At 65.4% G+C, this 13,119-nt stretch carries 11 protein-coding genes; 8 read left to right on the forward strand and 3 right to left on the reverse strand.

Translation table 11 applies throughout. The features are described 5' to 3' along the window. The first annotated feature begins 26 nt into the window (after nucleotides 1–26). The 3 genes from FR699_RS09275 (at nucleotide 27) to FR699_RS09285 (ending at nucleotide 3,946) form a co-directional block, all read left to right on the forward strand. Complete coding sequence (locus tag FR699_RS09275; protein WP_158855235.1) at nucleotides 27–1,043, forward strand: AIR synthase family protein; 1,017 nt, start codon at nucleotides 27–29, stop codon at nucleotides 1,041–1,043. 93 nt (nucleotides 1,044–1,136) lie between these two features. Beyond that, a complete protein-coding gene (locus FR699_RS09280; protein ID WP_158855236.1) occupies nucleotides 1,137–3,263 on the forward strand; it encodes a ribonucleoside triphosphate reductase in 2,127 nt (708 codons plus the stop codon). Beyond that, nucleotides 3,263–3,946 carry an anaerobic ribonucleoside-triphosphate reductase activating protein gene (locus FR699_RS09285; protein ID WP_158855237.1) on the forward strand — a complete coding sequence of 228 codons (684 nt, stop codon included), beginning with the start codon at nucleotides 3,263–3,265 and terminating at the stop codon, nucleotides 3,944–3,946. Before FR699_RS09280 ends, FR699_RS09285 begins: the two co-directional genes overlap by 1 nt. A 67-nt stretch (nucleotides 3,947–4,013) precedes the next feature. Here FR699_RS09285 and FR699_RS09290 read toward each other — a convergent pair whose 3' ends face one another. Beyond that, entirely contained in the window at nucleotides 4,014–4,682 is a 669-nt protein-coding gene (locus tag FR699_RS09290) for a hypothetical protein (RefSeq protein ID WP_158855238.1), read from the reverse strand. 102 nt (nucleotides 4,683–4,784) lie between these two features. Then, a complete protein-coding gene (locus FR699_RS09295) occupies nucleotides 4,785–5,615 on the reverse strand; it encodes a TrmB family transcriptional regulator (protein WP_154553049.1) in 831 nt (276 codons plus the stop codon). A 262-nt stretch (nucleotides 5,616–5,877) separates the two neighbouring features. Here FR699_RS09295 and FR699_RS09300 point away from each other — a divergent pair, with 262 nt between their 5' ends. From FR699_RS09300 to FR699_RS09310, 3 genes are all read left to right on the forward strand, one after another. After that, complete coding sequence (locus FR699_RS09300) at nucleotides 5,878–6,879, forward strand: transcription initiation factor IIB family protein (RefSeq protein WP_154553048.1); 1,002 nt, start codon at nucleotides 5,878–5,880, stop codon at nucleotides 6,877–6,879. An 82-nt stretch (nucleotides 6,880–6,961) separates the two neighbouring features. After that, nucleotides 6,962–8,143, forward strand: coding sequence for an N-acetylglucosamine-6-phosphate deacetylase (gene nagA, locus FR699_RS09305; protein WP_158855239.1), 1,182 nt, complete (start codon nucleotides 6,962–6,964; stop codon nucleotides 8,141–8,143). A gap of 152 nt (nucleotides 8,144–8,295) precedes the next feature. Further along, entirely contained in the window at nucleotides 8,296–9,549 is a 1,254-nt protein-coding gene (locus FR699_RS09310; RefSeq protein ID WP_158855240.1) for an OFA family MFS transporter, read from the forward strand. 42 nt (nucleotides 9,550–9,591) lie between these two features. Here the strand turns inward: FR699_RS09310 and FR699_RS09315 are convergent, their stop codons facing one another. Continuing rightward, the gene (locus FR699_RS09315; protein ID WP_154553045.1) at nucleotides 9,592–10,938 is read right to left on the reverse strand and encodes an MBL fold metallo-hydrolase; all 1,347 of its coding nucleotides are present in this window, start codon (nucleotides 10,936–10,938) and stop codon (nucleotides 9,592–9,594) included. A gap of 94 nt (nucleotides 10,939–11,032) precedes the next feature. Between FR699_RS09315 and FR699_RS09320 the strand changes: the two genes are divergently transcribed. After that, nucleotides 11,033–11,725: a DUF502 domain-containing protein gene (locus tag FR699_RS09320; protein ID WP_158855241.1), complete on the forward strand. Its 693-nt coding sequence runs from the start codon at nucleotides 11,033–11,035 to the stop codon at nucleotides 11,723–11,725. 208 nt (nucleotides 11,726–11,933) lie between these two features. Then, complete coding sequence (locus FR699_RS09325; protein WP_158855242.1) at nucleotides 11,934–13,112, forward strand: alpha-1 4-glucan-protein synthase; 1,179 nt, start codon at nucleotides 11,934–11,936, stop codon at nucleotides 13,110–13,112. The last annotated feature ends 7 nt before the right edge of the window (nucleotides 13,113–13,119 follow it).

A 13,119-nucleotide genomic window follows, 5' to 3' on the forward strand; every position in this document is an offset into this window, starting at 1 on the left:
TGACGGCGACGGACCTACGGGTGGCAATGCCGGATCGCGGAAAGATCGACGACGCGACCTTCGAGGAGATCATCGCGCCACAACTGGGTGCCGACCGTGCGGACGTGGCGCTTGGCCCCCAACACGGCGTCGACTTCGGCGTGCTCTCTGTCGAGGACAGCGCGATCGTGACGGCGACCGATCCGCTCTCGATTCTCCCCACGCTTGGCTTCGAGCGGGCCGGGCGCATGGCGCTCGATATCGTGCTAACGGACGTCGCCGTTTCGGGCATCGCGCCGACACACGTCACCGTGAGTCTCTCACTGCCGACGGAGATGACCGACGCCGAACTCGCCAGGGCCTGGCACGGAATGGCCGCCCACGCCGAATCGCTGGGTGTGAGTGTCGTCGCCGGCCACACGGCCCGCTACGAAGGCATCGAGTACTCGTGGGTCGGTGGCGCTACGGCCCTGGGTGTCGGTGACCCGGCGGATCTCGTCCGCCCGGACGGGGCACAGCCGGGCGACGCGATCGTCCTCACGACCGGTCCCGGCGCGGAGACGGCCGGACTGTTCGCGACGCTGTTCCCGGACGCCCTGGACCTCTCAGCTGAGACCGTCGCGACGGCACAGGAGCGCGTCGAGGACATCCTCGGGGTCGCAGACGCAACCCGGGCCAGCGAGGCCGGGGAGCTGCACGCGATGCACGATGCCACCGAGGGCGGGGTCGTCGGCGGGCTCGCCGAGATGGCAACGGGAGCCGGCCACCGGTTCGTCGTCGAGCGGGAGCCGGCCCCGATCCAGCCGGGCGTCCAGCCCGTGTGTGAAGCCGTCGGCGTCGATCCCTGGACGGTCTCCAGTGCAGGGAGCCTCCTGCTCACGGCACCCCCCGAAGAAGCGACGGCGGTCGTCGAAGCGATGAAAACGCGCGGGACGCCGGCCGCAGTAGTCGGAGGAGTCGAGGCGACCGACGGGAAAGGGGGCGTCCACCTCGACGGCCAGCGAGTCGAGCCACCGGCGAGCGATCCCGCCTGGGACGCCATGGCGCGGCTGTCGGACCGCTGAGGCGACGTGTTCGTCGGCGTGGCCGAATACAAATTAGTTTGTACAATAGCAAGCAAAGTTGTTTAGTAGTCCCGGACAGAACCCGGGAGTCACATGCTCGAGGAGGTTCGCAAGCGCGATGGCTCACGCGAGGAGTTCGAACGGACGAAGATCACGACCGCCATCCGGCAGGCGTTCGACGCGGGTGGAACCGACCCAGGGACGAGCGTCGAGACGCTGGCCGATGGAGTTGTAGACCGCCTGGACGCGACGGACGGGGCAGTGGCAGTCGAGACGATACAGGATCACGTCGAGCGGACACTCGTCGCGGCCGAGGAGTACGAGGCCGCCAAGCGGTACATCCTCTATCGACACCGCCACGCCGAGTTACGTGATCTTGCGGGACTAGTCGAGCAAGGCGGTGGGGCCACACAAGAGAGCGATCAGGGAGCGGTCGATGCCTACGTCGACCGCGAGGACTGGCGCGTCCGGGAAAACTCCAACATGGATTACTCCCTGCAGGGGCTGAACATCCACCTCACCGAGCGCACTATCGAGGACTACTGGCTGGAGAACATCTACAGTACCGAGGTGGCCCAGGCCCACGAGTCGGGCGCACTCCACATCCACGACCTGGGCGTGCTCGGACCCTACTGTGTGGGCTGGGACATCGAAGACATCCTCCGAGAGGGCCTGAAGGGCGTCCGCGGAAAGGTCGAGTCCGCGCCCGCAAAGCACTTCGACGTGGCGCTGATGCAACTCGTGAACTTCCTCTATACGCTGCAGGGCGAAGCCGCCGGCGCCCAGGCGCTGTCGAATTTCGACACCTATCTCGCGCCGTTCGTCCGCGAAGATGACCTCGCGTACGAGGAGGTCCGTCACGAGATCCAGCAGTTCGTGTTCAATCTCAACGTTCCGACGCGGGTCGGCTTCCAGGCCCCCTTCACCAACCTCTCGATGGACCTGACGGTGCCCGACCACCTCGCCGACAAACCCGTTGTGATCGGGGGCGAACAGGGTGAGGCGACCTACGGCGACTTCCAAGCGGAAGTCGACATGATCAATCGGGCGTTCGCCGAGGTCATGCTGGAGGGCGACGCGAAAGGCCGACCCTTCACGTTCCCGATTCCGACCTACTCCATCACGGAGGACTTCGAGTGGGACAACGAGACCCTCGATCCCGTCTGGGAGATGACCGCCAAGTACGGGACGCCCTATTTCTCGAATTTCGTCAACAGCGAGATGGACACCGAGGACGCCCGCTCGATGTGTTGTCGGCTCCGGCTGGACAACCGCGAACTCGAAACGCGGGGCGGCGGCCTATTTGGCTCGAACCCACTCACGGGCTCGATCGGGGTCGTCACGATCAACCTCCCGCAACTGGGCCACCGGGCCGACGACGAGGCCGACTTCTACGACTGCCTGGAATCGCTGCTGGACGTCGCAAAGCGGAGTTTAGAGACCAAACGCGAGGTCCTAGAACGGTACACCGAGCGAGGGCTGTATCCCTACGCCAAATTCTACCTCCGGAACGTCAAGGCGGCACAGGACAGCTACTGGGCGAATCACTTCTCGACGATCGGCCTCATCGGTACCCACGAGGCGTTGCTGAATCTGCGCGGTCCCGATGCAGGGATCGACACGCCAGAAGGGAAGCAATTCGCGGAAGACGTGCTGGAGTTTATGCGCGAGCACCTTCGGGAGTACCAGGCCGAGACCGGACACATGTACAACCTCGAAGCGACCCCCGCAGAGGGCTCGTCCTACCGGCTGGCGCGTCGCGACCGCGAGCAGTTCCCCGACCTGCGCGTCCACGCGACCGACCGACTCGGCGGCGAGGAGCCGATCTATACGAACTCGACGCAGTTGCCCTTCGGTGCGGAGCCGGATCTCTTCGACGCCTTAGACCACCAGGACGATCTCCAGACGAAATACACGGGTGGGACAGTCTTCCATGGGTGGTTGGGCGAGCAACTGCCCTCGCCCGAATCGACGAAGCAACTCGTCAAAACCATCGCCGAGAACTACGAGTTGCCCTACTACACGCTGACGCCGACGTTCTCGGTCTGTCCGACCCACGGCTATCACAGCGGCGAACACGAGGACTGCCCCGAGTGCGGGGAGTCCTGTGAGGTGTACTCGCGGGTCGTCGGCTACCTTCGCCCGACCGAAAACTGGAACCCCGGCAAACAGGCTGAGTTCGACGAACGGGCAGATTTCCGCCCGAGCGTCGGGGACTGATGAATCTGGGTGGTCTCCAGCGGACGACGCTGTCGGATTTCCCCGGCCGTGTCGCCTGTACCGTCTTTACCGCCGGTTGTACCCTCCGCTGTCCGTACTGTCACAATCCGGAATTGATCGACGAGACGCCATCGCTTCCCGAAGCAGAGTTGTTCGCGTTCCTCGAAGCGCGGGGTGACGTCCTCGATGGGGTCGTGGTCAGCGGCGGCGAGCCGACGTTACAGGCGGATTTGCCGGCGTTCGTCGAGCGAATCGCCGATCACGGACTGGACGTGAAACTCGACACGAACGGGATGCGGCCGGACGCATTGGAGGGGGTACTGGCAACCGGGGCGATCGACTACGTTGGGATGGATCTGAAGACGCGACCCGCTCGCTACGGCGAACTCGGGGCCAGAAATGGCGTCGCCGAGGCCATCGAACGTAGCGCCAGGATCGTCCGCGAACAGGCACCGGCCTACGAGTTCAGGACGACGTTCGACCCGGGCGTGGTCGAGCCGGCCGATTTCGAACGACTGGCCGCCCTCGCCGGGGACGGCCCGCTGTACGTCCAATGTGTCGAAACCGACGCCACACTATCGCCCGAGCGGGTCGAACCGACGCCCTCGGAGCCACTCGAAGCGATCGAGGCGGCCCTCGGAGACGTGCCGTCGCCGATCACCCGACGATCGACGGAGCGGTAACACCCTCACGTCGAGTCAGCGGACGCGAAACGGAGGGTTTTGGATCGCAGGTGGTGCTCCGGATCGACTACCACCGCTGGAAGCGCTCGCGCAACGTACTCCCGGCCGCGCCGATCACAGCAGCACCGATCGCGACGCCGATCGCCGGCGTGAGCAAGTCACCGAACGACGGAGACGCCATCTCGGGGGCAAAGAGGATGACGAACACGGCCAGCAGAAGTAGTGTCCCGAGCACAGCGCCACCGTTGACCGCTGCACTGACGGCCGGCGGTGACGACCCCGGCGAGACCCGCTGGGCGACGAAAAAGCCCAGTCCGATCGCAACCAGCGGCGAGAGAATGATAGTGAACTCGAAGGCACCGTACGACGCCACGAACAGCGCTTGCTCGCTGGCTATCGAGATGCCAGCGACACCGCTAACGCTGTCCCCAGCGAGCGTAGACACGAGAAACAGCATGACTAACGAGCCCAGTCCGATCGTGAGATACACGCCCAGCCCGAGTTTGCCGAACTTCTGGAAGTCAGGCCCCAACGCCGAGCCGCCCCGCCCCTGGCCGTAGCCGGGTTGGCCCGCAGGTTGCTGTGGGACACCCTGCTGGTGCTGCTGGCCCTGCTGTCCGCCTTGTGGCGGTGCCTGTTGCTCTGGCTGGCCCTGCTGGCCCTCCTGGGGGTGGGCTGGTTGTCCATCTTGCGGTTGTCCACCGTCGGTACCGGTTTCGTGATTTCTTCCCGACATATGCAAGGGCGATACAGACACGAGACAAATAAGTTCCGGAAGAAATGCCACAGCGCAACGACCGTGCCCGAACGTGGCAGAGAACTTCGAGCGGACGGGAGCTCACACTGCGGGTTCGGCCGAGCGCTGAATCGCGTCGGCAAGCAGCGGTCGCATCATCCCGACCAACGGCGCGGAGTCGCCATCGGTCCAGACGGCCCGGTGTTTCCGGACGCCGGGAAGTGACGTTTCGACGTCGGCACTGACGAGTAACTGTTGGCCGTCGACCATGAGAATCGCACTGACGGCCCCCGGCTGGATCGGGTGTGAGTCCCACCACGTCCAGGTCTCTTGGAGGCGTGCCTTCGGGAGTTCCTCCCGCAAGCGCTCGCGAATCCCTGCCGCGGGAGAGCCGATCACGACATCGACGTCGCGTTCGGTGGCCCCACGTACGGCGGCAAGCAGATCGTCAGTCAGGAGATCCTCGACGGCTGCAGCGAGCAACACCTCCTCGTCGGCTTGCTGAACGAGCCCTTCCATGCGCTCGCTGACCTCGGCGTCGCCCTCCATCACCCACACGTCGCCGCTGTCTTCGGTCGCCTCGGGCGGCTGCAACCGCGGCAAGAGTTCCGCCAGGCGGTCCAGCAGATCCGAGAGGCGGCGATCAAGTAGCGAGACGGCCTCGTCCGGGTCGGCGACACGGAACTCCCGGGGCGTCCCCTGCTGGACGTCGACCAGCCCCCGTTCCTGCAAGCCCTCCATGCAATCGTAGACGCGAGCCCGCGGGACGTCCGCCACGTCACTGACGTCCTTGGCCGTGCCCTGGCGAACGCGCTGGAGTCCGACGAAACACTTCGCCTCGTATTCGGTGAAATCGATCGTCTGTAACAGCGAGACACACTCCTCGACGATCGAGTGATCCGATCCGTCTGTCGATGACCTGTCGTCTGTCATGGTTGCGTGGCCCCCACTTCGGGTACGTTCGGTTCGATCCACATCCGAATAGTCCTTTGGACGTTTCTACGTTTGTCACAACTGATTTGCCTCGCTATCCGAGCGCTCTACTGCATCACCGCCACAAATAGCCCAGCGACGGGGCAGGTGAGTTGTTATTTGTCCCGTATCGATTCTGTTTCGATCTCAGTGAAAAACTGTCGAAAGCCCTAAATAGTCCGGTCGGCTACTGGAGGTACGGAACAACGCAGCAAGGTCAGTCATGTCAGAAACGAACTCGGCACGGACGGTCTCTAAGCACCGAGCGGGCAACCGGCAGAACGGACAGCAGGCCGAATCGACGACAGCGTGTCCCGAGTGTGACGGGACAGTCGTGACGGACGAAGAGCGCGGCGAGCGGGTCTGTGAGGCGTGTGGCATCGTCGTCGAGTCCGAGGCCATCGACCACGGGCCGGAGTGGCGTGCATTCACGCCCGCAGAGCGCGACCAGCGGAGTCGCGTCGGTGCCCCGACGACCAAGCTGCTCCACGACGAAGGGCTCTCGACGTCGATCAGTTGGTCTAACAAGGACGCCAGCGGCCAGACCCTCTCGGCCTCCCAGCGGGAGAAGATGGGGCGGCTTCGCGTCTGGGACGAGCGCTTTCGCGCCCAAGACGCCCAAGATCGGAACCTGAAACAGGCGTTGGGCGAGATCGACCGGATGGCTTCGGCACTGGGACTGCCAGACAACGTCCGTGAAACCGCCTCCGTGATCTACCGGCGAGCCCTCGAAGATGGGCTGCTCCCGGGGCGCTCGATCGAAGGGATGGCCACGGCGTCGCTGTACGCCGCAGCCCGCCAAGCCGGCACACCCCGCAGCCTCGACGAGTTCGAGCCCGTGAGTCGAGTCCCTCGCCAAAAGTTCGCCCGTGCATACCGGTATCTCGCTCGTCAGCTCGAACTCGGGATCGCTCCCGCAGATCCGGCATCGTACCTGCCACGGTTCGTCTCGGAACTTGGGGTCGGTGACGAGCTCGAACGACGCGCCCGCAAGCTGCTGGCGAGGGCAAAAGAGGATGGAGTCCACAGCGGCAAGAACCCGACAGGACTGGCTGCAGGCGCGATCTACGCTGCCGGACTGCTGACCGGCGACCGGGTTACCCAGGGTGCCGTCGCCGAGACGGCCGACGTCAGCGAGGTCACGATCAGGGATCGGTACTCCGAGCTCCTGGCGTTGCTCGAAAGCGGCGACGTGGACGCTCGCAGTGAGGCTGCCGGCCTGTAGCCGAGCGCTGTCTCCGACGACGCCGGGCGATCGTTCGATAGGGTGACCAACAGTTTTAGGCCCTCGCCCGGTAGGGTCGCCGATGACCGCGAGTGAACGGATCGCAGTGGGCCAGGCGCTAACGCCGTCACGACAGCTCGAAGGAACCGTTGTCACGATCGAAGACGGGACGATCGAGGCAGTCCAGAGCCGGGCAGCGGCCGAGCGCTCGCCGACACGAACGTATCCAGATGGGATCGCAGTCCCCGGCTTCGTCGACGCACACATCCACGGCTACGCGGGCGATGCCGTCTCCGGCGATCCGGACGGGCTGGTGAATATCGCGGAAGGAGTCGTCGAGACCGGCGTGACGTCGCTGTTCCCGACGACCGTCTCAGCCCCCCAAGACGAGCTCGTCGCTGCGGGGGCAGCCACCGCCACGGCCGTCGATCGCGACCACGACGGCGCCTCAATCGCCGGCCTCCACCTCGAAGGACCACACGTCAACGACGACCAGCGTGGGGCCCAAGATCCAGCTGCACTCCGGGACCCGGCTGTCGAGGAACTCCAGGCCGTCGCCGACGCCGCCGAGGGGACCCTCGCTCGCGTCACGCTCGCCCCGGAATTGACCGGCGCAGACGAGTTCATCCAGGCGGCACGCGAGCAGGGACTGGTCGTCTCGGCCGGCCACTCCGGGGCCGATTTCGAGACGGCCACCACCGCCTTCGATGCCGGCATCTCGATCGCGACCCACCTCTACAACGGCATGATCGGCTTCCATCACCGTGAGCCGGGGATCATCGGCGCGTCACTGCTCGACGATGGCGTCACTGCCGAACTCATCACTGACTTACAACACCTCCACCCGGGGGCGATCGAGCTCGCGCTGGCCGCCAAGGGACACGAGGGGTGCATGCTCATCACGGACGCCATCGCCGCGACAGGGCTGCCAGATGGCGAGTACAGCCTCGGTGAAATGGACGTCGTCGTCGAGGACGGAACCAGTCGACTCGTCGAGGATGGCTCACTCGCGGGCAGCACACTCACGATGGACGCCGCCGTCCGGAATCTGGTCGAGGAGCTCGGACTGGACCTGTCGAGGGCGGTCCGGATGGCGACGGACATCCCAGCTCGCGCGATGGAACTGGACGACCGTGGACGGCTAGAGCCCGGCCTGCGTGGGGACCTGACGATCCTCGACGGCGACCTGACGGTCCAGGCAACGATCGTCGGCGGCGAAGTCGTCTACGAGCGCGAGGCGGCCCGAGAAGCAACACGGCAGTAGTATCACCCCCCGAGTAGGCTTCGACCGCGACGGTCTCGACGCCGGCCGGCGACAGCCCCGAGGCGGTCGTGACGACAGCGATAATCGACTCGCAGTGTTTCCTCCCGAAACCCCCGACCGATCCATGATCGAGGTCGTTCCCGGAGGCCGCCATGAGTGAGGACGTCGAGTACGGCGCCCGCGCTCGCGACGTGCTCGGGTTCTCACGGTGGTGGTTGGTACTGGCGGCCGCGGGGATGATGGCCGTCGTTGGCCCCTACCAGTACGTCTGGAGCAGTCTCCGGGATCCCGTCGCAGCCACTCTCGGCATCGACAGCGCCACACTCTCGACCGTGTTCACGCTGTACGTCGTGATCCAGGCCGGCAGCCAGTTCCCCGTCGGCTGGTGGCGTGATCGTCACGGCCCGCGAGCACTGTCGATGCTCGCTGCTGTCCTCGCCGGCGGTGGCTATCTGGCGTTGTCAGTCGCGACGAGCGTCTGGCAAGTCTATCTCGCCTACGGACTGGGTGCACTGGGCGTCGGGATCGTCTACACGGTGGCCGTCAATACGGCACTGAAGTGGTTCCCGGACCGTCGCGGCCTCACGGCTGGGGCCGGGACGATGGCGTTTGCCGGCGGGAGCGCCGCGTTGGTCCCGTACGTCCGGGCGAACACGGGACCGGGCAGTCCCGTCACGGCGTACAGTGGCGTCCTCCAGCAGGTCGGCGTACTCATCTTCGTGGTCGTGTTCGTCGGCGCGCTCGTCCTCCGTGATCCGCCGGCCGACTGGCAGTCGACAGAGACCGAAGACCTGGGAGCGACTGGCCGGCAGTTCACCTGGCGGGAGATGGTCCGGACCCGGCAGTTCTGGCTCATGTACGCGATGTTCGTCGCCGTCGCCAGCGCCGAACTCATGCTCATCGAGAAGGTCGTCTCCTATGCGGGGACGCGCTCTCTGCGGGCGGCCGTCGCCACGGCGGCTGCGACGCTGCTACCGGTTGCCAGTGCGGCGGGTCGGCTGACGATCGGCGGGCTCAGCGACCGACTCGGGCGCACGCGGACGATGACGGTAACGTTCGTTCTCAGCGGCCTCGGCCTGTTCGGGGTCGTCGCCTTCGGAGAGGGAGGGATCGGGACGGCGTTCGTCGCCGCCGTCGTCGCCAGCGTGTTCTGCTCGAGTCCACAGTACACCTTGTTCCCGAGTGCAGTCGCGGACTTCTATGGCGATGCCAACTCCAGTGGCAACTACGCGCTGCTGTACTCCGCGAAGATCTGGGGTGGCGTCTTCGGCGGGACCGTCACCGGCACAGCGGTGGTCGCCCTGGGCTGGAACCCGACGTTCCTCCTCGGAGGGAGTCTGGCGGTGCTGGCCGGGCTCGGGGCGCTCGCTTTGCAGCCACCGTCGGGGCCTGCCGAGAAGTCCTGACCGCCCGCTGTGATGGGGGTCGACACCCGACAACGTGCCGACTCACAGCGTGACCGTCTCACCGCGTTCGGGTGCCGACGCGTCGAAGCCGTCTGCGGCCAGTTCCGCGGCGAAGTCGACGGTTCGATCGCCGTGGACGACGAGCAGTTCCGAATCGCGGTAGTTCCCAAGAAAGTCGAGCAGGCCGCCACGGTCAGCATGCGCGGAGAACTCGTACTGTTCGACCTGGGCGGCGACGGGCATCACCTGGCCGTCGATTTCGGCCCGGCCCGTCTCTAGCAACGCTCGGCCGGGCGTGCCCGCGACCTGGTAGCCGGTCATCGCGATCTTGTTCACCGGGCGATCCCGGATCGCCGGAACGTACGTCATCGCCGGACCGCCCGAGAGCATCCCCGAGGTGGTGATGATCGCCGTGTTCTGCTCGGCGATGCGCTCGCGCTCCTCGCGGGAGGCACCGGTGCCTCCCGCTCGGAATCCGGGGGCTCCGCCCCCGCTTTGCCCGTCTCTCCCCGTGACGAAGCGAGCGTGTGATTTGGCCCGCTGGAGTGCCTCGGGATCGCGGAGGAATTCAGGATGGCGACGGAGCAATTCCGTCACGTGCGTCCCCATCCCGTCGACGTAACAGGGGATGTCGTGAGCCGCACAGATCAGCATGGCTTCCTGGGTCCGGCCGATCGCAAAGGCCGGGATCACGACCGTCCCACCCTCCCACAGCGTCGTCTTGATGCTCTGGGCGAACCGGTCTTCGATCGCTGCTCTGTCCTCGTGGGTCACGTCCGAGTACGTGCTCTCGGTGATCACGACGTCGGCGTCGGGCCGGGCAGTGGTGCCGGCGACGAGTCGCTGTCCACGGATCGGCCTGCCGCGCCGATCCGTACGGCTCGCGGGAGCGTCGCTCCCGCGGTGATCGCCCGTGTGAAAGTCACCCGTGTACAGCAGTCGCGTCTCGCCGTCGTCGATCAGAACGTGGGCACTCCCAGGGATGTGCCCGGCGTCGAAGAACGTGACCTCGTAGCCAGCCGCCTCGAAGGGCTCTCGATAGCCGTGCGTCTCGCTAACTTGCGTCACTCGCTTGACTTCCTGCTCCGTAAAGGGGCAGTCGTAGGTGCCACCGTGGAGTTTGATCGTGTCCCGGGCCAGCGTCAGCGCCAACTCACGAGTCGGTGGCGTCCAGTGGATCGGCGGCCGCCGATCACCCGACAGCAGGGCGGGGATCGTCCCGACGTGATCGAGGTGGCCGTGGCTGACGACGACTGCTTCGGGGTCTGCATCGAGTGGAAACTGCGGCGGCGTCGCCGTCTGCATCCCGAAGTCGACGAGCAGTCGATCGTCGATCAGGACCGCGCTCCGACCAATTTCGCGAGCGCCGCCCAGAAACTGCACGTCCATTGCCGGCGATTACGAGGAGGATCGGTTTGTGGGCGTCGATTCGGGCCAGGGTCGGGACCGAAGTTTAAGACCCTCCGGTGGCTGGCTGTGCAGTATGGTTCGCCTGCAGACGATCCGTCGGAGTTTCGTCGCCGGAATATTCTTCGTCGCACCACTCATCGTCACGATCGTCGCCCTCCGACTGTTGATCGGGTGGGTCTCCGGGTTCGTCAATCCGATCGTTCAGGCGACGGCGCTGTCACGGTACACCGCCGATATCGCACTGGTCGCCCAGGGCATCACCCTGGTCGCGTTGCTCGGATTGGTAGCCCTGCTTGGCTATCTCGCCCAGCGATCGTTCGGCCAGTGGCTCTTCGAGTGGTTCGATCGGGCCTTCGGCATCGTCCCGCTGGTCAGCGTCATCTACACCAGCGTTCGCCAGATGACCAACGCACTCCGCAATCGGGAGAACCACTACGAGAGTGTCGTCCTCGTCGAGTACCCACGCGACGGGGTCTATGCAGTCGGATTCGTCACCGGCGAGAGCCCCGACTCCGTCCAGACGGTCACCGGGGAAGCGTTCAACGTGTTCGTCCCGACCAGCCCGAACGTGACCGGCGGGCGACTCCTGATAGTGCCCGAAGCCGACGCCTACGACATCGACATCAGTGTCCGCCGGGCGTTGCGGCTGTTGATGACCACGGGCATGGCCGAAGAACAGTCCGATATCGAACAGCTCGCGGCCGAGACTGACGTCACCCTCCCGGATGTGGACGGCCTCGGGGGAAAAGACAGTGACGACACCTAGATCGTCGGCTGAAGCCTCGACGTCGAGAGGGGCCGATCCGACGACTGGTCGCCGCACGCGCCTGACAGGCCAGTACGCACAGATCGTCGGATCCGAGACGAGGACGTGCCGGTAGTTAGTCCCCCAGATCAGTGGACAGTGGCGGCACGGCACTGGACATCGCCGATCAGCAAGCTTTTAGGCCATCCTAAACTAGGCGGCGACAGGAATGCCACCCCAAGATGTCTGCGTCGTGATGCCGACGATACGCGAGTACGAGGCCATCGCGGCCTACGCCGAGAACGCCCGCAAACACGGGTTCGACACCGATCGGTTGTTCGTCGTACTGGTCACCGAGGATTGGTGTGAGACCGACGAGATGGAGCGACTGCTCGAGGAGGAAGGCCTCGATGGGGCCGTCTTCGACGCGACTGCTCGCGAGCAGTGGTTTCACGAGCACGGCATCGCCGAGTACGAGTACCTGATCCCGGCCGGCAGCCACGCCCAGACGTCGTTCGGCCTGCTGTACCTGTGGGCCAACGAGCGCTTCGAGTACGGCGTCTTCCTGGACGACGACACCCGCCCACACGAAGAGACGGATTTCTTCGGGACACACCTGGCCAATCTCGCCTACGAGGGCGAGCTACCCGCCGTCGAGTCCGACGAGCAGTGGGTCAACGTCCTCTATCAGAGCGACCACGATCTCTATCCGCGCGGGTATCCTTACAGCGCGATGGACGAAGACTGGACGGAGACGAGCGTTGGCGTCGAATCGGTCGTCGCCTCCCAGGGCCTGTGGACGAACGTGCCCGACCTCGATGCCGTCCGGATCCTGATGGACGGTGACCTCCAGGGCCAGGCCCAGACCCGCACGACGGCCGAGGACTTCGGGCCGGACTTCGTGGCCAGACCGGGCAACTATCTGACCGTCTGCTCGATGAACCTCGCGTTTCGCCGGGCGGTCGTGCCCGCATTCTACCAGTTCCCGATGGACGACAACCCATGGGACGTGGGCCGATTCGACGACATCTGGTCGGGACTCCTCCTCAAACGGGCCTGTGACGTCCTGGGCAAGCAGATTTACAACGGCAACCCGCTGTGTGCACACAACAAGGCCCCGCGGTCGACGTTCGACGACCTCGCGAACGAAGTGGCCGGGTTAGAACTCAACGAACACGTCTGGGAGATCGTCGACGACGCCGGGGCAGACGCTGACTCCTACCGCGAGGTGGCCCGAGCGGTCGCCGACGCGCTCGTCGCAGCCGACGCAAGCGAGTACCAGAACGGCGAGTTCCTGGCATACTGTGGCGAGCACCTGCGTGACTGGCTCGATTGTCTCGGCGAGATCGAGCAGGCACCGGCCCAGAAACATCCCGTGGCCGCCGACGGTGGCCCAGGAGGATCATGAAGCTTTT

It is taken from the genome of Halorhabdus sp. CUG00001, from assembly GCF_009797925.1.
In the GTDB taxonomy this organism is placed as follows: Archaea; Halobacteriota; Halobacteria; order Halobacteriales; family Haloarculaceae; genus Halorhabdus.